This is a genomic window from Neorhizobium descurainiae (genome assembly GCF_051400715.1).
In the GTDB taxonomy this organism is placed as follows: Bacteria; Pseudomonadota; Alphaproteobacteria; order Rhizobiales; family Rhizobiaceae; genus Neorhizobium.
The window spans coordinates 76,634-96,816 of sequence record NZ_JBLFFK010000007.1 but is presented as its reverse complement, the minus strand read 5'-3'; the positions used below and the strand labels follow the sequence as shown (position 1 = coordinate 96,816).

The following is a 20,183-nucleotide window of genomic DNA, read 5'->3' as shown; positions in this document are numbered from 1 at the left end:
CTGCGTCCCTTTCAGTTACGCTCCGCTCTTGCGCGGCACACCCAGGAACTGGTCGAGGACACCGAGAAACAGTTCGGCCCCGACCGGGATCAGCTCATCAGGAAAGTCGTAGTCGGGGTTATGCACCATCGGCCGCTCCACGCCCGAGCCGATGAACAGCAGAGCGGACTTGGAGCATGAGCCGAACAGGCCGAAATCCTCGGCGCCGCGGATCGGTACATAATCATCGACCCGCGCAAGGCCCATCCGGGTCGCGGCTTCGTCGAAAGCGGCCGCCGCTTCGGGATCGTTGATGCAGGCACGGAAAAAGTTGTGGGTCGAGTGATCGAAGACGAGCCCTTCCCGCTCGGCAACCTCGCGCGCCATTTTGAGCACATCTTCCAGAAGCGCGTGGATCGCATCGCTTTCGGGGGTGCGCAGCGTCATGCGGATTTCCGCCGAGCCCGGGGTAATGCCGAATACCGGCTTGCCCATCTGCACATTGGTCAGCGCCACCCGGCGAAAACCTTGCGTAATCACGTCGCCGGCCTGAAAGGTCTTGATGGCATCGATGATGCGGGCAACCGCAGTCGCTGGGGAAATGCCGGTTTCCGGCATCGACGCATGGGCGGTCTTGCCGGTCAGTTCGATGCGCAGGCCCATGGATGCGCAGGTGATCTGACCCGGAGCGACAGCGACAGCGGCAAGCGGCAGGCCGGGCATGTTGTGGATCGCGAAAGCATAATCCGGCGTGATCTCGGCGAATTTCGGATCGGCAAGCACGGCCTCCGCGCCATGCGCCGTTTCCTCCGCCGGCTGGAACAGCAGCACCGCCCTGCCCCGGTCAGGCCGCTGCTGGCCGATATAGCGGGCCACGGCTCCCATGCTGGCCATATGTCCGTCGTGGCCGCACATATGTGCCTTGCCATCGATACGCGAGCGATAGGGGAGAGCCGAAATCTCGTGGATCTGCAATGCATCGAGTTCGCAGCGCAGCAGCACCGTGGGGCCGGGCTCGGCGCCATTATAGACCAGCGCGACGCCATGGCCGCCCAGACCGGTCACGACCTGGTCAGGCTGGGTATCGGCAAGGAAGGACACCACTTCGCGAGCCGTCCCGGCTTCCTCGCCCGATATTTCCGGAAACTGGTGCAGCTTATGTCGCCACGTCCGAAGGTGAGCGATCTCCGCATCGCCGAAGTAAGGGGTCATTGGCTATCAGCCTCCTGTAATGCGGCCGATAGCCACGTAACATCAGTAAAAAGAGGGCAAGCCGCCTTGGAGCGACTTGCCTGCCGCATGCGCTTAGGCGAAATGGGTCGTACCGAAATTCGAATTGACCCCGGTGGAACTGGTGATGAGATCCTTCAACCTGTTGTCGTAGATCGTCGGATACTTCTGTTCGCACAGCCAAATGACGGGCGCTTCCTCGACGAGCAACTTCTGGACTTTTGTGTAAAGGGCCTGGCGCTTGGTCTGGTCCAGCTCCACCGCCGCGGCTTCGAACAGCTCGTCAACCTTCGGATTGGAATAGCCGGAAGTGTTCGAAAACATCACGCCCTTGCGGATGTTCGAGGAAAGGTATGTGCGAGCAACGCCGAGAGCCGGGTCGCCGTTCTGGTAGAGCTGATTGCCGCTGATGTCGAAATCGCCGTTGCTGACGGCAGCGACCCAGCCGGCCAGATCGTTGCTTTGCAGCTCGATCTTGATGCCGGCGGCACCGCAGGCCTGCCGCACATATTCTGCGATACGGGTCCAGGTGTCACCCGCCGGCACCATCGTGAACTTAAGGGTGACGCGCATGCCGCTTGCATCAGGCTTCAGGCCCATGTCCTCAAGCAGCGCAACCGCCTTTTCGACGGAAGGCTCGTAGCTCTTCACATTGGCGTCGTAGAAGCGCATCGACGAGGCGATCGGCCCGGTAGCCGCCTTGGCGAGGCCGAACATGATGCGGTCGCGCACGAAATTGCGGTCGATCAGGTGCATCAGCGCCTGCCGGAAGCGCTTGTCGTTCATGGGGGGACGGCGACAATTTACTTCCACCCACAGCATCGGCGAGAAATACTCATAGCCGTTGGTGGTCATTTCAAGATGCGGCAAAGCGGCCAGCCGTGCGGCATCGAAAGGCTCGATATCCTGCCACTGCGCAAGCTGCGCTTCACCCTGCTCCAGGGAGACCGCGCGCGAGGCGGCATCGGGAATGACGCGATAGAAGATTTCCTTCAGCTTCGGCTGGCCTTCGCGGTAATAGCCGTCGAATGCAGCGAGGCGGATATGCGAGCCCTTCACCCATTCGGCGAGGCGGAATGGGCCGGTGCCGATCGGCTCCTGCTCTGCGCCCGCCTTGCGGAAGTCCTTTCCTTCCAGAAGATGGCGCGGCACCATCGGCGCGGAAGCGGTTTCGAAGGCCATCAGGAAGGCCGGAAAGGCCTTCTTCAGCTTGAAGACGACGGTGTGATCGTCAGGTGCGGAGATGGTTTCGCAGCGGTTGAACACGTCGCGGGCGCGCGGATGGACTTCCGGCAGCAACGTCTTGCAGGAGAAGACGACATCGGCGGAGGTGAAGGGTTGGCCGTCATGCCATTTTGCGTTCTTGACGAGATGGAACGTGTAGGTCAGGCCGTCCTCGGAGACTTCCCATCTATCGGCGAGCAGCGGCTGCGGCGTCAGATCCCTCGTGTAGGAAAGCAGGCCCTCATACATCTTGCCGGCCACGACGCCGGTCGGCGTTTGCTGGTTGAGGCCCAGGTTCAGGATCGGCGGCTCGGGGTTGACGATGGACGTCAGCGTGTCGATGCTCTCCTGCGCGTGGGATTGGCCCGCAAAAACGCTGGAGCCGACCATGGCTGCCAACATCAAATTGAATTCCCGCCGATTCATCTCATCTCTCCTTTGCCGATAAAACGATGTTGGATATCGCGGCTCGCCTCCTCCAGCCCGCCGCGGGGTCGTTGACCAATTATTTATTTGTAACCAGCGAGCAGGTGGAGTTCTTGAGCGGCTGAAACGCATGCTCGGCGCTGATCTTCGAGAGCAGTTCGTAATAGTCCCAAGGCTTCTTGGATTCTGCGGGCTTCTTGACTTCGAACAGGTACATGTCGTGCACCATCCGACCGTCTTGGCGGATGGAGCCGTTGTAGAATATGTCCTGCACGGGCAGTTCGCGCATCTTCGCCATGACGGCCTTGGTCTCGTCGGTGCCGGCAGCCTCGATCGCCTTCAAATAGTGCCGCACGGAAGAATAGGTGCCGGTCTGCAGCATGTTCGGCATGGCCTGCACCTTGTCGAAGAAGCGTGCCGACCAGGCGCGCGTCGCGTCGTTCATGTCCCAGTAGGAGGCCTCGGTGATGGTGAGGCCCTGCGCTTCGGCAAGACCGACGCCATGCACATCGTTGATGAAGGCCGCCAGTGTCGCGAGCTTCTGGCCACCCTGGGTCAGGCCGAACTGGGCCGCCTGCTTGATCGAGTTGATCGTGTCGCCGCCGGCATTGGCAAGCGCCACGACCTTGGCGCCCGAACTCTGCGCCGTCAGAAGGGCGGAAGCGAAATCGGTGGTGCCGACAGGAAGACGCGTGCTGCCCAAAATCTTGCCGCCCCGCGCCGTCACGACCTCGCCCGTATCCTTTTCGAGGCTGTGACCAAAAGCGTAGTCGGCCGTCACGAAGTACCAGCTGTCGAAGCCGGCGCCGACGAGCGCCTGGCCGGTGCTGTGGGCAATCGCATAGGTGTCGTATGCCCAGTGGATGACATAGGGACCGCAGACATCATTGGTGATGCGGACCGAACCGGGTGAACTCAGGGCGATGATCTTGTTCTTCTGCTTTGCGACTTCAAGCGCCGCCAATGCAGGAGACGACGACGCGACATCCAGGATGGCGTCGAGCTTCTCCTCATCGAACCATTTGCGCGCGATCGAGGCGGCGATGTCGGGCTTGTTCTGATGGTCTGCGAAAACCACTTCCACGGTTTTGCCGAGGACCTTGCCACCGAATTCCTCCACGGCCATCCGCGCCGCAGTCACCGCGCCCTTGCCCGTGATATCCGCGTAGACGCCGGACATGTCCTCGATAAGCCCGATGCGGACGACATCGTCGCTGATCGTCGCATCCTGAGCGGTAACGATCGTTACCGGCAACGCTAATGCCGTCGCGAGGGTTGCCAGATACAAACCTGCGACCGTTTCCCGTTTCCTCATTTGGGTCGTTCCCTTACATATTTTTATTGGCGCATCTCCCGAATGCGCCATCGCCGGCACATTAGGTAAGGCCTGCATGAGGGTTCAATGTCCGCGAACCACATTCGCCGCCTCTGCGAGTGTCGATCGCCAACAGATGGACGCGGGGAAGGAAAGGGAGGCGTTGTTTTGCAGTCGCGAAAAGAGCGGCTACGCAACCCTCCCGTCGGCACACCACCGCAGTCGCCGCGGCGCACGGCACGACGGACGGGGTTTCGATTTCATTGGCCCGAAGAAAAATCTGGCGGAAAATGTATCAGGCCCACATTGAAGGTCGTGTCTAATGTGGGAATTATACGTTATCTATGAAGCACAAACGTGGCAGTGCGGTATAGGCGTTAAATACAGGGACCACGAAGACAGAGGAAGGACATGTCCAATCAAGCCGGTGCCGTGCCTGTTGGCCACAAGACGAGCGGCGGCGCCGAGGCCGCGCATTATTACCGGCGCCTTCTGGAACTGCTCGGCAGCAATGCGCCGCTTTCAAGCTTCGAGCAATTGGCGAGCGGCGCCAAGAGCGTCGTCTGGGAAGAAGGATATTCCGAAGCAATCGGCGACTCTATCGCCACGGCTATCCGCCTGCGCGAGAATTTCGAGCTCAAGCGCAAGCGCGAGGTAGAACTTTCAGCTCTTTATGATACGGCGCGCGACCTCTCCGCGCTGCGCGACACGGACCAGATCCTGCAGGCGATCGTGCAGCGCGCCAGGCAGTTGGTCGGCAGCGACATCGCCTATCTTTCCGCCGCGGACGAGGAACACGGCGATTTCTATGTGCGAACGACGGAAGGCGTCATCTCGCAGGATTTTGGCAGGATCCGCGTCCCCCGCAATATCGGTGTCTGCGGCAGCGTCGCCAGGACACGGCGGCCGTTCTACTCCAGCAACTACTCGGCCGACCGCAATTTCGACCACGATACCGGCATCGACCGGGCGATCAGCGGGGAAGGCATCATCTCCATCCTCGGCATCCCCCTGGAACTCGAAGCTTATGTCATGGGCGTGCTGTTCGTGGGCGATCGCTACGTGCGATCCTATACGCCGCAGGAACGATCGGTACTTTCTTCGCTCGGCACGTTCGCGGCGCTGGCGATCGAGAATGCAAGGCTGCTCGAAGAGGCGCAACGCGCCCTCTTCCTCGCGAAGGATGCCAATACTGCACTGCGCGCCAAGGCCGACGATATCGAACAGGCTGCCGTCGCCCACGAACAACTGACCGAATTGATCGCCCGCGGCGGCACGCTCGACGATCTGGTGAACCGGGTTTCGAACCTGCTCAAGGGGCAGGTCGGCGTGATCGACGAGAGCCGAAATGTCATATCGGGTGAAGTGTCCGGCAGCCTCACCGACGAGGAACTGGCGCGGGCGGTGCGGGAAAGCGACCGCCTCGGTCGGTCGGTGGCCCTGCCGGCCGAGGACGGCAGCACGACGGCCGTCGCGGCGGTCATGGGCGGCTCGACCCGCTGGGGCGCGCTTGTCCTGACCCGCAGCCGGCCGCTTTCGCCGTCCGAGACCCGCACGCTGGAACGCAGCGCCATCGTCACCGGCATCGTGCTCTTGTCCCTGGACCGCATCGCCCAGATCGCCCATCGCAACGTCGTAGATACCGTCTCGGCGCTGCTGCGCGGCACCAGCGACCCGTTCTCTCCCGAAAGCGCGCGGCGCCTGCCGCCGGGCATTTCGCTGACATGGCCGGTGACGGTCATGCTGGTGGAACTGGTGACGATCACCTCGGCTCAGGCCTCTTCGGCGCTGCGCTCGACGCTGGCCGGCCGCGACACGATCTTTGCCGAGTTCAACGGCGATCTGGCGATCGTCACCAATGCGAGTGAGCCGGAGCGGCTTGCCAGACGCATTTCTGAAAAGCTGGAAGAGGCGTTCGGGCAGAAATTCACCATCGTGATCTCCGGCCTGATATCCGCGGTCGATAAGGTTCCCGCCGAATACGAGGCGCTGGGGCGCTGCATCGGCCTGATCCACGGGCTGGAGCAGCGCGGGCGGATCGCGTTCGAGAAGAGCTTTTCGGTCTATGCGCTGCTCTTCCAGAACAAGGGGGACGATACGATCGCCTCGTTTCTCCGCACATCCGTCGGCGCGCTGATCGAGCAGGACGAGAAGCGCAAGAGCCAGCTGGCCATCACGCTGCTCGCCTATCTGGATACCGGGCGCAGCGTGCAGAAAGCGGCGGAAATGCTTGGGATCCATGTCAACACCATGCGCCAGCGCCTCGACGCCATCGCGCAGATCAATCCCGACTGGTCCGACCCTTCGAAGAGCCTGGAAGTGCATATCGCGCTGCGCCTCCACATACTTCGCCAGACCACCTGAGCGGCGGCAGCCGACATAACCGGCCCGATGCCTGTCACGTCGGGGTGTGGTCGGGCGACAGGCAAGGACAGCCGCAATGTGCTTCAGCTACATTGTCCCCGACACGTGGCCGCACTTAGGTTCTGGAAAAGACACAGAGTGGGAGGTCAAGCCTCATGTCCGTAAACAGCCGTATTCCAGGCTTCTACAAGCTCTCGCCGGCGGAACGCTTCAAGACAGTCGTCGAGCTCAGCGGCTTGCACGAGAGTGACATCGCAAACCTGGCTACGGCCGATAGCGGCATGCTGGCGATTGCCGACCACATGATCGAAAATGTCGTCGGCACCCTGTCGATCCCGCTTGGCGTTGCCGCCAATTTTACCGTCAACGGACGCGACTATCTGATCCCGATGGCGACGGAAGAGCCCTCGGTCGTTGCGGCTGCCAGCAACATGGCCTCCGTCGCCCGCATCCACGGTGGCTTTCGCACATCGAGCGACCAGCCGATCATGATCTCGCAGATCCAGCTGGTCGGCGCCAAGGATCCCCAGGCCGCCCGTCTCCGGCTCTATGAGCGGCGGCGCGAACTGCTCGATCTGGCCAACGAGCAGGACCCGCTGCTGGTCAAGCTCGGCGGAGGCGCCAAGGATATCGAAGTGCGTATCGTCGAGGGGGCGGAGAAGACCTATGTCGTCGTCCACGTGATCGTCGACGTGCGCGACGCCATGGGCGCCAATGCGGTCAACACCATGGCCGAGGCTCTGGCACCGCTGGTAGCGGAGATCGGCGGCGGGCGGGTGCGTCTGCGCATCCTTTCCAACAAGGCGGATCGCCGGCTTGCCCGCGTGCGCGCCACTTACGACGCCGAGGCACTCGGCGGTCCGGATGTGGTCGATGGCATCATCGACGCTTATGCTTTCGCCGCTGCCGACCCCTATCGCGCCGCCACCCATAACAAGGGCATCATGAACGGCATCACCGCCGTCGTGCTGGCGACCGGCAACGATACCCGCGCCGTGGAAGCCGGCGCCCATTGCCATGCGGCCGCGAGCGGCCGCTATACGTCGCTTTCCCATTACGAGAAGGATGAGGCCGGCAATCTGGTCGCCACCATGGAAGTGCCGATGGCGGTAGGCCTTGTCGGCGGCGCGACCAAGACCCATCCGGTTGCTCAGGCCGCCGTCAAGCTGCTCGGCGTTAAGAGCGCACAGGAATTGGCCGAGGTCATCGTCGCCGTCGGCCTCGCCCAGAATACCGGGGCGCTGCGGGCGCTTGCCGCCGAAGGCATCCAGAAGGGGCATATGTCGCTTCATGCCCGCAACATCGCCGTTGCGGCCGGCTCCAGCGCGGATGAAATCGAGGAAGTGGTCGCCCGCCTGCGGATGGAAGGCCATGTCCGCATCGACAAGGCCCAGGCGATCCTGGCGGAGATCAGGGGGCGCGGTTGAAACGCCTGTGGAGTGTGCCAGGTGTGACAATGGCGAACGGAAACGTGTTCCCGGCAGATAGAGAGCGGCTTTCCATCCGCTGCGAAATGCGCTTCATCGGAACATGGAGCGTAATTCCGGAGTCGGAGGATTAAATGACTGAACAACTTGATGAACTGGTCAGATGGAAGAGCCGCCGGCCCGGCCCGCTTTCAGGCGTAACCGTGCTCGATATCACGCGCGTCGTCGCCGGCCCGTTCTGCTCGATGCTGCTCGCCGATCTCGGCGCGACCGTGATCAAGGTGGAGCATCCGGACGAGCCCGATTACGCTCGTACCTTCCCGCCCTTCGTCAATTCCGAGGAGGAGCAGTTGAGTGCCTTCTTCACCCAATTCAACCGCAACAAGCTGGGCATCACGCTCAATCTGAAATCGCCCGAGGGCAAGGACCTGCTCCGCAAGCTGGTCGCCAAGGTCGATATTCTCGTGGAGAATTTCCGCCCCGGCACGATGGAAAAGCTCGGCCTCGGCTTCGAGGCGCTCACGTCCGTCAATCCGAGGCTGGTCTACACGGCCATCAGCGGTTTCGGCCGCACCGGCCCGAATTCGTCCAAGCCGGCTTACGACAACACTGGGCAAGCCGCCGGCGGGCTCTGGTCGATGAACGGTTACGCAGATCGTCCCCCGGTTCGCGTTGGCACCATTATCGGCGATCTCTCCGCCTCCCTCTATGCCGCGATCGGCACGATCGCCGCACTCCGCGAAGCTGAACAGACGGGCAAGGGCCAGGTGGTGGACGTGTCGCAGCAGGATTCCGTGCTGACGCTGACCGAGAACGCCGTCGTGCGCTACACGGCGCAGAAGGAAGTCGCCTCGCCGCTCGGCAACGAGCATCCCTTCGTTCGTCCCTACGGCCAGTTCCCGTGCAAGGACGGCTACGTGTTCTTCGGCGGCTATACCGACAAGTTCTGGGCCATCACCTGCGCCATGTTCGGTGAGCCGGACAAGGCGACCGATCCCGAAATCGATTCAATGGAAAAGCGCTTCGATCCGGTCGTAGCGGAAACGAAGGTCAAGCCGCTGCTGGAACGCTGGTTCTCCGCCTATACCAAGGCGGAACTGGAGAACATCGCCGGCGACCAGGTGCCGCTCAGCGCCATCAAGACCATCGCAGAAGTGGTGGAGGACCCGCATATCGCCGCCCGCAACATGATCGTCGAGGTACCGATCGGCGGCAAGTTGATCGGCATGTTCGGCCTCCCGATCAAGCTCTCGGGACGCGAGGAAGAGCCGAACGAGAAGGCGCCCGCGCCGGGCGAGCATAACGGTCTGGTGTTTGCGAAGCTCGCAGGCATCACCGAGGATGAGCTTGAGAAGCTTAAGGCCGCGGGGGCTATCTGATGACGATCGACTACCAGAAGGACGGCGCCCTCGCCACTATCCGCCTTAACCGGCCGGACAAGCTCAACGCGCTGACGCTCGCGATGTATGACGATCTTGGTCGCGCCTTTGCCGAGGCCGGCCGCGACGATGCAGTCAATGTCGTGGTGCTGACCGGCGCCGGCGAGCGTGCCTTCTGCGTCGGCGCCGATCTCACGGAATCCATTCCCGCTTTGGCTAGCGGCCGCTTCGACATCTCCCGCTGGGATCCCGCGCATCTGAAGGTGGAAGGCTTCTACAAGCCGGTGATTGGCGCCATCCGCGGCCTGTGCATCGGCGGCGGCTTCGAGATCATGCTCGCCACAGACATCCGCATCGTCGCCCGCGATTCGCAGTTCCAATTGCCGGAGGCGCACCACGGTTTCGTTCCGGCCGGGGGGACGCTGGTGCGGCTGGTGCGGCAGATCGGCTATGCCCCTGCCATGGAAATCATGCTGACGGCCGAGCGTTTTTCGGCCGCCGAGATGCTGGCACGCGGGGTCGTCAACCGTGTGGTCGATCCCGCCGACGTAGAATCCGCGGCATTCGAACTCGCCCGGCGCATCGCCAGGCTCAGCCCCTCCGCGGTGCAGACGATCAAGGAAGCGGCGCTGACGCTGCAGCACCTGCCACTCAAGGAGGCCTTCCAGCGTGAGGCAGCTCTCGGACAGCGTACCTTCGAAAGCGAGGACGCACGCCGCGGGCTTGCCGCGTTCGCCAGCCGCGGCAAAGGCGAATGACCATGCGTCCCGCAGCAACGATCGTCGAGGTCGGCCCGCGCGACGGGCTGCAGAACGAAAAGCAGATCGTTTCCACCGCCGACAAGCTGGAACTGATCCGCCTGCTGCTCGCCGCAGGGTTCAGCCGGCTGGAAGTGACGGCGTTCGTTTCGCCGCGCTGGGTACCGCAAATGGCGGATCATGAAGCCGTGTTGCGAGGTACTCGACCCGACCCCGGCCTGATCCGCTCCGTTCTCGTCCCCAACGAGCGCGGTGCGCTGGCGGCGCTCGCCGCTGGCGTCGAGGAACTGGCCGTATTCACCAGCGCATCCGAGAGCTTTGCGCAGAAGAACATCAATTGCTCGATCGCGGAAAGCCTGCAGCGCTTCGAGCCGGTCGCGGCCTTGGCAGCTCAGCGCGGCGTGCGGCTTCGGGGCTATGTATCCTGCAGTTTCGAATGCCCTTACGAGGGGCAGGTCACGGCGGAGGCAGCGCTCGACGTGGCGCAGGCCCTGGCGGATCTGGGTTGCAGTGAGATCTCCCTGGCCGACACGATTGGCCGGGCGAAGCCGGACCGGGTGGACGCACTGATGCACATGGCAACCCGCGCTTTCGGCGCCGAAATGCTAGCCTGCCATTTCCACGATACCCATGGCAACGCGCTGAATAACGTCGACGCGGCGCTCGCCCACGGCATCCGTATATTCGATAGCGCCATCGGCGGGCTGGGCGGATGCCCCTACGCGCCGGGATCTGCCGGCAATCTCAGTACCATCCCGCTTGCGGTCCACCTGGAAAATGCCGGCTATTCTACCGGCCTCAAGGTGGCAGCGCTCCAGACAGCGGAGACGTTTGCGCTCAAGTTACGGATGCCCCTCGCCACACGTCCCCAATGACGGCCTGTATGCAAGATGCAAGCTTCTTGCGGCAGAGGGATGGTCTTGGAAGGCAGGAAGCCAACCGCTTCGTAGAAGGCTCGTGCGTCATCGGAAATCGCCTGCACCAGAACGCCGCGAAACCCAGGCGTCTGCGCGGCATTGATCAAGCGCAGCACAGCGGCGCGCACCAACGCCCTGCCGATACCACGCTCCTGATAGGATTGATCAATGGGAAGGCGTCCAAGCACGGCGGCTGGTATCGGATCAGGCATGTTGCGCCGGAAGCGAGCGCATAACGGGCGATGGCGCGGTTGGTCTGGCACACGACGAAGGTATGCAATGCGCCGCCCGCCTGATTGGCACGGGCGCGGCGACGCAGCCAATCATCGAGCTCAGGGACACCGGAATGGAATTCGGCTACAGCGAGGAGTTCTCGGGTGATTTCAGACCTACGACATGATGAGCGCGCCAGCCCGTGCACGTACCAAGGATCGGTGTCATCAGTTTCACGTGCGTATCGATCCGCTCAAGCACCTTCTCGGGAACGACAGCACGCTCTGGCAGCGACCACCAGAACTGGTTCACGCGTTCAACTGTCTCAGTCACCGCTTTGAGGACGGCAGCTTCCGGCAGACGTGCACGATTGGCGAAGGCCTTCCATCGCCGGGCGTTCATTGCCTTGAAGTAACGCTCGCCGGCAAGCGACAATGCCATGGCGTCAGCCGGAATGTAGGGGATCGTCGAGAGCAAGTCGTAGACGGGAGCGAATGTCGGCTTGTCACCTGCGCCGCGATAGATCAGCGACCAATTCTTGAGGTGCATGTCGCCATTACCGGTAATGGCAGCTAAAGCCAGTCGGCGGACGAATTCGAGCGCAGCCGAAGAGGAAACGGCAATGCCGAGTGCAGCGGCGATATCGTGATAGGCTGCGCCTTCATATTTGCGCGAGGGATAGATTCCGAACACCTGAGCGAAGTCCTCGATATGGATCCGCTTGCCGCCAGCGCCGCGATCGAACCGTTTAACGAGCAGGACCTTCCCGTCGGACAGCGTCTTGAATTCCTCCGGGATACCCTCGAATTCCGACTGCTCCACGAGTTCGCGTTCCGGCACGTCCATGCCGATCGCTTCGGCCAAAGCGAGATTGGCATATTCGTTTTCCGACACGCCCGGAAACGCCGTCGACGGAAACTTGGCGATATATAAACCATGCTCGTCCCCCAGCGGCAGGGTCAGCCCGCCACCCTTGCCGGTATTCTTGATGACGGAAAGCTTCATCTGCACGCCGGCGAGAGAGAACCGGGCCTTTGGTTTGGGAAAAGACAGATTGTCAACACGAACATGCGTCCCTTCGCTCGGTGCGACGCGGACAGCACCCGGCAGATCCGACCCGAGAGCTACGAGCAGGTCGAAATCGTTTCCAGCGCGAACACTACCTGCGTGATGCTTTTCCATCGCCTCGCGCAGCTTATCCTCGGGAAGAAGATTGGCGAAAAACGCGGGCAAAGCTCTGGCAACAGGCTTGGGATCCTTGCGCAGCCCTCCGGTTGCCGCGCGGAAAGACAGGCTGAGCACAGGGAAACCACCCGTCGCACGATAGCTATCCTCGAAGCTGAACGCATTGAAATCGCCGGGGGTCCGGACAATCGTGCCAACCTTCAGATCGTTCAGCAGAACCTCAAGCGATGAGATTGATCTTGGATCGAGATATGCTTCAGGCATCGGCATCACCACCGGGGGTGGGGACGAAGGCGGGCAAGTCATCGTCGTCATCAGGCGGTTGCAGCAGAGCATCGACCGCTGGGACGATGGCCTGCGGGATGAGCATCAGTTCGAGACCGAGCGCGCGAGCAATGTTGATCAGGGTCGTCGTGCGGGCCGCGGCGTTCCCTGTCTCAATCTCGCGATACCGCGGACGCGATATGCCCGCCAGGTCGGCAACCTGCTCTTGAGTAAGTCTCAAGCCTTTGCGCGCCGTCTTCAACAGCTGACCGATTTCCAGCAGAGCCTCTGACTCAGCCGTCATTTGACCCTAAACCTATCATGATGAGAGGAATGATATGTATAGATATCTTTCGCCGTTCATCTAGTCAAGGTCATTGATATGTAAAGAGATCATTTTGAAGAGTCATGATCTGTTTGCGAATCTCTTAGTGGCAATGCTAAAATGCTAAAGGAGAGCGAGAGCCGCGGCTGGCGGCGGGATCGCCGCTGGCAAAAAGGTTATGTCATGGCTTGAGGAACAAGTCCCTCGGTGAAATAGGAAACGATCCGTTCGGTCCCCCGTGAACTTCGGGGGGACACTTTCCTGCAAGCGGTGCGATCTGAGCCTTCATCGGCAAAACTCCCTTATCAATTCCCCGCCTAAATCATGCGGCTGACTGACAGGATATGGGTTTTGGGACACTGTCAGCAATGCACGACATTCCGGTAGCTGCACAGTTCCGAGGAAGCTCCTGAAACAGCAGATCTACGGTCTTGGGAACGGATTTCGGCCAAAGAAACACCATGAGGAACCCGTGGTTTCCAAGGCCGACCGCGTGATGGAGGAAATCAGTGTCCACCAGACCGCTTCCGATCGCATCAAGACGATCGATGACAGCGTGCCGAAGACCGAGATCGACGAAGCCGTCCTTGCGCGACTTGACAGCGTCTGGGAGATCGGTTCCAGGGAAGTATCTGTCATACGTCTGGCGTAGGTGGGATTTTGCCGGCGGCAGCCGATCGACAGCATCCGGCAGTTTCTTCGAGAACCTGCGCAACACTATTTCTTCCGAAAGGTCAGTTTTCGCTGCCACATCACGAAGGATATCGGCGTCGAGTGCGGCAGACAATTCGCCACCATGATGGCCTCATTGGCGCCGCGCTTAACAAAAATTCTGCGGTCGGCATGGTACAGTCATGGGCACCAAAAGAGCAAATCGCGAACCTACGGTTGGCTGCTTCGAGTAATTTTCAGCAGAAAATCTACGACGGCTCTTACCTTCGCGGGTGTGCGGCGATTGGCGGGGAAGACGATGGCGATTGGGTCTGCCTCTATCTCATATTCCTCCAACAGAGGCAAAAGCAGGCCGCGTTGCACTTCCTCGCGGAACAACCACCACGTTGCTTGGGAAATGCCGAGACCGGTCACTGCGGCCTGCCTTAGGATGTCGCCGCTGTCGGTAATGAGACCACCGGACACCCGAACCACCTCGTCACCGCCGTCCTTGCCGCGGAAATGCCAGTTGGGACCAAACGCGCCGGTGATGCAATTGTGCAGGACCAGATCGGCCGGCCTCTCAGGCTTGCCGTATCGATCAATATAGCTCGGGGCAGCGACCGTCTTTTGGGCACCCCTGACAAGGATTCGATTGATCAGCCGGGAATCGGAAAGCCGTCCGGAATGTACGACGAGGTCGAACCCCCCTTCGATCGGATTGGCCGTCTGGCTCTTGAGGCAGAGGTCGAGAACAACATTCGGATAACGTTCGTAGAACTCGGGCAGCGCCGGAATGACCGTCATGCGGCCGAACGACGGCGGCAGCGCGATCCGCACCTGCCCGCTCGGTGCGATATTGGCTTCCCGGATCGCCCCCTCCGCTTCATCGAGATCGATCAGAATCTGCCGGCAGCGCTCGTAATATTCGGCGCCGTATTCCGTAAGGTGCATCCGCCGCGTCGTCCTGTGCAGAAGCTGAACGCCGAGACCTTCCTCAAGTCGCGTCACGCTTTTGGTTACCGCCGATGTGGAGGAGGAAAGCGCCTTGGCCGCCGCGGTGAAACCGCCGAGTTCAGCCACCCGTACGAACGACAAAATGTCCTGGAACCTGTTCACGTCGATCGTTCACTGCCGCATATTGTGCTTTTTGGCGCGCTGTTAATCAGGAGCTTACGGATTGGATGGGCGATCGCAAGCTGAAATGTCGAAGCAGCAATTTGCATGCCACCCAGCCAACCGGCCTCGACGGTCTTTCGGAAAATGATTTTTTCCAAAACTGTGTATTCCCCTTCGCCTCAAGCTGGGAACACTAGCGCCAAGGATGCCAAAAGGCGCCGGGGAACGCATCGACTGGAAGATCTGTGCCGGGATACTGGTTCGATAACGCCATATGCTTGACGGAAAAGGCCGGCCATTTCGAGGCGGGACGGCTTTCCATCGAGGTCGTCGGCGGCAGCATCGTTGCGCTTCATCCCCCCGGTGGGCCGTCCCCTCCCGGGCGGAAAATCATCGATGCTTCCGGCCTGATCGCCGTACCTGGCTTCGTCAATTGCCATAGCCACTCCCCGGACAATCTTGCGCGCGGAGCCGCCGCCGATCTTCCGCTCGAACTTTGGTCTCTCACGTCTTCCGCTCTACGGGAAAAACGCAGCCATCGAGAAATCTACGTCTCGACCATGCTGGGCGCGATCGAGATGATGCGGTCGGGAACGACCGCGGTCCTCGACCATGTCCGCATCTCACCCGATATCGACGGAGAAGCTCTTGATGCGGTCGCCTCAGCCTGGCTGGACAGCGGCATGCGGGTGGTGATCGCCCCGATCGTTTCAGACAAGAGCGTCATCGAAACGCTTCCTTTTGACGAGGATGACCTTGCCGGGCTCGATCTTTCCGCCTATGGCGGCCGCGCGCCGCTATCTGCCAAGCAACAGATGGTGGTCGTGGAAGCCTTCTTCCGTCGCTGGCACGGAGAAGCGGATGGATTGATCAGCGTCGGGATCGGCCCCTCCGGTCCGCAACGATGCTCGGACGAACTCCTCGCGGCCGCGGCCGATTTCAGCCGGCGATACGACACCATCCTGCACACGCACGTGCTTGAGACGAGGCTGCAGAGGGAAATGGGCTTCAAGCTCTATGGCCGCGGCATGATCGCCCATCTCGCCGGTCTCGGTCTGCTGACGCGGCGTACCAATCTCGTCCACTCTATCTGGCTGGAGGCCGACGATATCGAGCGGATCGCTGCCGCCGACGCCACCGTCATCCACAATCCCGTTTCCAATGCGCGCCTGGGCAGCGGCCACTGTCGGCTTTCCGAGCTGTTGAAAGAAAACATCCGCGTTGGTCTCGGCACGGACAGCGCCTGCTGCAATGACGGCGCCAATCTCATCGAAACGATGAAATGGGCGGCACTCCTGCATAATCTACGTTCCGACGACGAGAAGACCTGGGTCGGTCCGCAGACCGCTCTACGCTTGGGGACGTTGGGCGGGGCCGATGCCATCGGCTTGGCCGACACAGGCCGGCTCGCCGCTGGATGTGCCGCCGACATCACCTTCTTCCGTTCCCAGGCTCCGGCATTCCAGCCGCTGAACGATACCGTCCGCCAGCTCGTCCTTTCCGAAAGCGGGAGCGCGATCGACAGCGTCATGATCGGCGGCCGGATCGTTGCGTCCGGCGGCCGCTGCACGACCATCGACGAAGCAGCGATCTGGGAGGAGGCGCAAGCCTTCGCAGACCGGCGGCGTATCGACGGCATCGCCGCTCAGGCTGCGATCCACGCTCTGGAAAAACCGATCCGCAGGATGCGACAGCGGTACGGCAGGCTGTGGGCCGCCGGAGAATGCGCATGTCGGTGACCTCACCTCTTGCCTGGACGAAGCGACCGCTGCGCTTCTGCCAGCACCTCCTGCGCGAGACCGATGCCGTAAAATCGAGCATCGGCCAGTTGATCGACGAGATCAGAAGCGTCGGCGCCAATGCATGCATCGTCATGGGCGGCGGCTTTTCCGCCTGGTATCCGACCCAACTCATGTCCCAGACGGTCAACCCGCACCTCAAAGGCGATTTCCTCGGCAACTTCCTCAAGGCAGCCAAGGCGGAAAATATCCGGGTACTGGTAAGGATGGATATCTCCAAGGGCCGCGAAGGCATGGAGGAAAAACTTCCGGGTTGGTTCGTCCGCAAGCCGGATGGCGCCATCAGCAGCGTCTGGGCCATGCCGCAGATCTGCGCCACCGGTCCCTTCTGGCAAACCGAAGTCTTCTCGATCCTCGACGAAATCCTTGGCCGCTATCCCGCTGCAGACGGCTTCTTCTTCAACTACCTCCATGTGCCACGCTGCCATTGCGAGCGTTGCCAGGCCATCGTCAAGGCGGCGACCGGCAGGCCGGTTCCCCAACCGGATCGCCGCGAACCGGCCTACGAAGCATGGCGGCAGAGCTTCCTTGCAGACTACATGGGTCGGGTCCGCCGCCATGTTCAAGGACGCAATCCCGGCGCGGCGATCGTGCCCTATCATCACGTCCATGACGGCTGGGATATCCGGCGCATGGCTGAGGTCAGCGACATCATCGGCTCGCAGGTCTCCAATCCCGTCATGCCGAACCCGATCGATCCGCAGCCTATCTGGAATCTCTGGGCTGCCGAGGAGGCGCTGACGGCACGTGCCCTCAAGCCTGATCATCCGCCGCTCCTGATCCAGACGACGTCGGAAGTCTTCGCCAGCCGCCAGTCGGCTATGCCGGATGCGCGGCTGGTTCACAACCTCATCCAGGCTGCCGCGCATGGCGCGAGCACCGCGCCCGCAGTCAACGGCCTTCTCAATGACGAAGACGCGCGCTTCGTGCCGGGATTGCGAAAATTCGGCGCCTATCTTGAGAAAAACGTCCGCTGGTATGAAGGCCTGGCGAGCCTCGCCCGGATCGCGGTCCTCCGTTCGGAAGACAGCAGACTCTGGGGCGAGGATGCCGGCCGCATGGCCGGCGCTGACGATTACAGCGGACATGTCGCGGAATTCCGAGGCGTCTGCGAAATGCTCTCCGACCTTCGCCACCCCTTCGACACCGTCGTCTCGCCGGGCCTCGGGCTGACGGACCTGGAGCGCTTCGACCTCGTCCTCCTGCCGGCTGCAAGCTGCCTGTCCGATGCCGATGCGGCGGTTATCGACGCCTATGTCGAACAAGGCGGGAAGATCATCGCCACGGCCGATCTGGCAGCAGCGAACGAGACCGGGGAAGGGCGCAATACCCCTGCCCTGCGCTGCCTGCCGGCTCTGCCGGGCGGGGCCCGGTCGGCTGTCGGGGCCTATTTTGCCCTCGGCCGAGCGGACTTGAGGAAAATCGTCGGCGGTATCCGGCATATTCCAGCCGCCGGTCCGTTCTGGGCGCCCTTCGGCGAAGGCGAAACGCAAGATGACCTGCGGATCATCGGCCCCTTCGCCAACAACGCTCCGGAATTCACGACCGTCGAAGGCAGTGGCAAGGAACCCGGCCTGATCGAACGCAGGTTCGTAAAGGGCCTGGCAACATGGCTGCCCTGGCGGATCGGCGCGCTCTATCACCGGTATTCGATGCCCGAATATCGCCTGATCCTCGGCACTCTGGTCGAAAGCAAGATCGGCGCCCCAGCTGTCCACACGACGGCATCGAGCGGCGTGGAGACCATTCTCTACGGTCACCCGGACGGCATGGTCCTGCATCTTTTGAACGCCGCGGCCCCGCAGACCAAGGGACTCACCGAACTGACGCCGCTCGCCGGCTTCGAAGTCGCCGTCGAAACGGACGCCGATATCGCGCTTTCACTGCACGACGACACGGAACTGCCCGTCACAAGGGCAGGCAAAATGATGGTCCTGCGCATCGAGCGCCTGGATCACTTTGCGGCCATGGCTCTGGTAAAGGGTCAGGCCGGGAGGAAGAAGGCTTGAGGAAAACGACCGATCCATTCCGATGGCTGCATGCCGTCGAAGAACAGAAAAGGGTGAACAGATGAGAGATATCCTGAGACGACATTTCGTGGTCGGCGCGCTGGGCGCCGCAACGCTCGCACTTCTTCCGCTCAGCGCCGCAGCCCAGAACGCCTCGACGATCGTGGTTGCCCAGGCGGCCGACGCTTATTCGATGGATCCCGCCAAGCATTCCGCCTTCCCGACGGCCAACATCCTTTTCCAGATCTACGACGGCCTCGTCAGCCAGGACGAAAAGGGCGACATCGTCCCCGCGCTGGCGACGTCCTGGAGCAATCCGGACCCGCTGACCTGGCGCTTCAAGCTGCGCGAGGGCGTGAAATTCCACAATGGCGAGCCCTTGAACGCCGCAGCGGTCAAATTCACGTTCGACCGGGCGCTCGATCCGAATTTCAAGGCACCCTATTATTCGCGTATCTCCCAGATCAAGTCCGTAACGATCGTCGACGACTACACGGTCGACATCAAGACGGATAAGCCGTTCCCGACCATGCTGCTGTCGCTCTACGAGGCAAGCTTTCCGGCGCTGATCGTGCCGCCGTCCTACACCGCGCAGAACAGCGGAGCAGACCTCGCCGCCAAGCCGGTCGGCACTGGCCCTTATCGTTTTGTCGAATGGAAGAAGGACGAACACGTCGTGCTCGAAGCCAACCCGGACTACTGGGGTGGCAAGCCGGCGATCGCCAAGGTCGTCTTCCGTCCGATCAAGGAGACACGCACGCGCATCGCCGAGCTGAAGAGTGGGGGCGTCGACATCGCCGTCGACGTGCCGCCGGAAGACATGGCATCGCTTGAAGGCGGCGATACGAAGATTGCGACGGTCGCCAGCGACTCGCTTTATTTCCTCGCCTTCGACACGACCCGCGACACCCCCTTGAAGGACAAGCGTGTCCGGCAGGCGATCAACTACGCGGTGGATGTCGATGCCATCCAGCAGGCGCTCCTGAACGGCATGGGCACCCGTATCGCGCTGACCCTGCCCGCCAATGCCTTCGGCTACGATCCGGCCTGGAAGCCCTATCCCTACGATCCAGCCAAGGCCAAGGCGCTTTTGGCGGAAGCAGGTTATGCGGACGGGTTCACGGTCCCGCTGATGACACGCAAGGGCCGCTACATGAAGGACAGCGAGATCGTCGAAGCGACCGCCGGCTTCCTCGCCAAGGTCGGCATCAAGGTCGATATCCAGTATCTCGAGCCGGGCGTTTGGGGTCAGATCTCGGAAAAGAAGGGCCGCGAGGGCATCACCTTCCCCGGCTGGAGCGGCCGCGATCCGAACCTCGTCTGGCAGCCCTTGCTGCGCACCGACCAATACCAGAGCTACTACAGCAATCCTGAATTGGACGCGCTGCTCGATGCCGGGGCCGGCACAATCGACCAGGCGGAACGCAAGTCGATCTACGAGAAAGCAGCCGCCATCATCAAAGACGATGCGCCGCACCTGCCGATGATCCAGCCGCCGCTGATCTACGGTCTCGATGCCAAGCTTAGCTGGGTGCCGCGCCCGGACGGCATGATCAACCTGCGCAAGGCGCATTTCTGACAGAACCGGCATCGGCGGCC

15 protein-coding genes and 1 pseudogene are annotated in these 20,183 nt (G+C 61.7%); 9 read left to right on the top strand and 7 right to left on the bottom strand.

Annotation, left to right across the window (positions count from 1 at the left end; all coding sequences use genetic code 11):
- Positions 1–15: 15 nt before the first annotated feature.
- The 3 genes from ACMGE0_RS14410 to ACMGE0_RS14400 form a co-directional block, all read right to left on the bottom strand.
- Positions 16–1,191, bottom strand: a complete 1,176-nt coding sequence (locus ACMGE0_RS14410) for an amidohydrolase (protein ID WP_436816554.1) — start codon at positions 1,189–1,191, stop codon at positions 16–18.
- A gap of 93 nt (positions 1,192–1,284) precedes the next feature.
- Positions 1,285–2,859, bottom strand: a complete 1,575-nt coding sequence (locus ACMGE0_RS14405) for an ABC transporter substrate-binding protein (RefSeq protein WP_436816553.1) — start codon at positions 2,857–2,859, stop codon at positions 1,285–1,287.
- Positions 2,860–2,938: 79 nt separating this feature from the next.
- Positions 2,939–4,174: an ABC transporter substrate-binding protein gene (locus ACMGE0_RS14400; RefSeq protein WP_436816552.1), complete on the bottom strand. Its 1,236-nt coding sequence runs from the start codon at positions 4,172–4,174 to the stop codon at positions 2,939–2,941.
- A 411-nt stretch (positions 4,175–4,585) separates the two neighbouring features.
- Here ACMGE0_RS14400 and ACMGE0_RS14395 point away from each other — a divergent pair, with 411 nt between their 5' ends.
- The 5 genes from ACMGE0_RS14395 (at position 4,586) to ACMGE0_RS14375 (ending at position 10,977) form a co-directional block, all read left to right on the top strand.
- A complete protein-coding gene (locus tag ACMGE0_RS14395; RefSeq protein ID WP_436816551.1) occupies positions 4,586–6,538 on the top strand; it encodes a helix-turn-helix domain-containing protein in 1,953 nt (650 codons plus the stop codon).
- A 122-nt stretch (positions 6,539–6,660) separates the two neighbouring features.
- Complete coding sequence (locus ACMGE0_RS14390) at positions 6,661–7,965, top strand: hydroxymethylglutaryl-CoA reductase, degradative (RefSeq protein ID WP_436816728.1); 1,305 nt, start codon at positions 6,661–6,663, stop codon at positions 7,963–7,965.
- Between the two features lie 134 nt (positions 7,966–8,099).
- Positions 8,100–9,344: a CaiB/BaiF CoA transferase family protein gene (locus ACMGE0_RS14385; protein WP_436816550.1), complete on the top strand. Its 1,245-nt coding sequence runs from the start codon at positions 8,100–8,102 to the stop codon at positions 9,342–9,344.
- On the top strand, positions 9,344–10,102 hold the full coding sequence (locus ACMGE0_RS14380) for an enoyl-CoA hydratase/isomerase family protein (protein ID WP_436816549.1): 759 nt from the start codon (positions 9,344–9,346) through the stop codon (positions 10,100–10,102). The genes ACMGE0_RS14385 and ACMGE0_RS14380 overlap by 1 nt, the downstream gene beginning before the upstream one ends.
- Positions 10,099–10,977, top strand: coding sequence for a hydroxymethylglutaryl-CoA lyase (locus tag ACMGE0_RS14375; protein ID WP_436816548.1), 879 nt, complete (start codon positions 10,099–10,101; stop codon positions 10,975–10,977). The genes ACMGE0_RS14380 and ACMGE0_RS14375 overlap by 4 nt, the downstream gene beginning before the upstream one ends.
- Before the next feature lie 32 nt (positions 10,978–11,009).
- Here the strand turns inward: ACMGE0_RS14375 and ACMGE0_RS14370 are convergent.
- The 3 genes and pseudogenes from ACMGE0_RS14370 to ACMGE0_RS14360 form a co-directional block, all read right to left on the bottom strand.
- A pseudogene (locus ACMGE0_RS14370) lies at positions 11,010–11,401 on the bottom strand (GNAT family N-acetyltransferase); the annotation flags it as partial.
- Positions 11,377–12,681 (bottom strand): type II toxin-antitoxin system HipA family toxin, encoded by a 1,305-nt coding sequence (locus ACMGE0_RS14365; protein ID WP_436816547.1) that lies wholly within the window; start codon positions 12,679–12,681, stop codon positions 11,377–11,379. The gene ACMGE0_RS14365 and the pseudogene ACMGE0_RS14370, both read right to left, overlap by 25 nt.
- Positions 12,674–12,985: a helix-turn-helix domain-containing protein gene (locus tag ACMGE0_RS14360; RefSeq protein WP_436816546.1), complete on the bottom strand. Its 312-nt coding sequence runs from the start codon at positions 12,983–12,985 to the stop codon at positions 12,674–12,676. Before ACMGE0_RS14360 ends, ACMGE0_RS14365 begins: the two co-directional genes overlap by 8 nt.
- 493 nt (positions 12,986–13,478) lie before the next feature.
- Here ACMGE0_RS14360 and ACMGE0_RS14355 point away from each other — a divergent pair, with 493 nt between their 5' ends.
- A complete protein-coding gene (locus ACMGE0_RS14355) occupies positions 13,479–13,658 on the top strand; it encodes a hypothetical protein (RefSeq protein WP_436816545.1) in 180 nt (59 codons plus the stop codon).
- A 230-nt stretch (positions 13,659–13,888) separates the two neighbouring features.
- On the opposite strand, the gene ACMGE0_RS14350 is transcribed toward ACMGE0_RS14355, so the two are convergent.
- Entirely contained in the window at positions 13,889–14,776 is an 888-nt protein-coding gene (locus tag ACMGE0_RS14350) for a LysR family transcriptional regulator (protein WP_436816544.1), read from the bottom strand.
- Positions 14,777–15,054: 278 nt separating this feature from the next.
- Here ACMGE0_RS14350 and ACMGE0_RS14345 point away from each other — a divergent pair, with 278 nt between their 5' ends.
- The 3 genes from ACMGE0_RS14345 to ACMGE0_RS14335 all read left to right on the top strand — a co-directional run bounded on the left by ACMGE0_RS14345 (position 15,055) and on the right by ACMGE0_RS14335 (position 20,163).
- The gene (locus tag ACMGE0_RS14345) at positions 15,055–16,515 is read left to right on the top strand and encodes an amidohydrolase family protein (protein WP_436816543.1); all 1,461 of its coding nucleotides are present in this window, start codon (positions 15,055–15,057) and stop codon (positions 16,513–16,515) included.
- Positions 16,506–18,584 carry an alpha-amylase family protein gene (locus ACMGE0_RS14340; RefSeq protein ID WP_436816542.1) on the top strand — a complete coding sequence of 693 codons (2,079 nt, stop codon included), beginning with the start codon at positions 16,506–16,508 and terminating at the stop codon, positions 18,582–18,584. Before ACMGE0_RS14345 ends, ACMGE0_RS14340 begins: the two co-directional genes overlap by 10 nt.
- A 61-nt stretch (positions 18,585–18,645) precedes the next feature.
- Positions 18,646–20,163: an ABC transporter substrate-binding protein gene (locus ACMGE0_RS14335; protein WP_436816541.1), complete on the top strand. Its 1,518-nt coding sequence runs from the start codon at positions 18,646–18,648 to the stop codon at positions 20,161–20,163.
- Positions 20,164–20,183: the final 20 nt, after the last annotated feature.

Excerpts from the sequence above, each read along its gene's own strand:
- ACMGE0_RS14410 (WP_436816554.1), bottom strand. The coding sequence starts at position 1,191 with ATGACCCCTTACTTCGGCGATGCGGAGATCGCTCACCTTCGGACGTGG.
- ACMGE0_RS14395 (WP_436816551.1), top strand. The coding sequence starts at position 4,586 with ATGTCCAATCAAGCCGGTGCCGTGCCTGTTGGCCACAAGACGAGCGGC.
- ACMGE0_RS14385 (WP_436816550.1), top strand. The coding sequence starts at position 8,100 with ATGACTGAACAACTTGATGAACTGGTCAGATGGAAGAGCCGCCGGCCC.
- ACMGE0_RS14365 (WP_436816547.1), bottom strand. The coding sequence starts at position 12,681 with ATGCCTGAAGCATATCTCGATCCAAGATCAATCTCATCGCTTGAGGTT.
- ACMGE0_RS14380 (WP_436816549.1), top strand. The coding sequence starts at position 9,344 with ATGACGATCGACTACCAGAAGGACGGCGCCCTCGCCACTATCCGCCTT.
- ACMGE0_RS14340 (WP_436816542.1), top strand. The coding sequence starts at position 16,506 with ATGTCGGTGACCTCACCTCTTGCCTGGACGAAGCGACCGCTGCGCTTC.
- ACMGE0_RS14400 (WP_436816552.1), bottom strand. The coding sequence starts at position 4,174 with ATGAGGAAACGGGAAACGGTCGCAGGTTTGTATCTGGCAACCCTCGCG.
- ACMGE0_RS14405 (WP_436816553.1), bottom strand. The coding sequence starts at position 2,859 with ATGAATCGGCGGGAATTCAATTTGATGTTGGCAGCCATGGTCGGCTCC.
- ACMGE0_RS14375 (WP_436816548.1), top strand. The coding sequence starts at position 10,099 with ATGACCATGCGTCCCGCAGCAACGATCGTCGAGGTCGGCCCGCGCGAC.
- ACMGE0_RS14335 (WP_436816541.1), top strand. The coding sequence starts at position 18,646 with ATGAGAGATATCCTGAGACGACATTTCGTGGTCGGCGCGCTGGGCGCC.
- ACMGE0_RS14360 (WP_436816546.1), bottom strand. The coding sequence starts at position 12,985 with ATGACGGCTGAGTCAGAGGCTCTGCTGGAAATCGGTCAGCTGTTGAAG.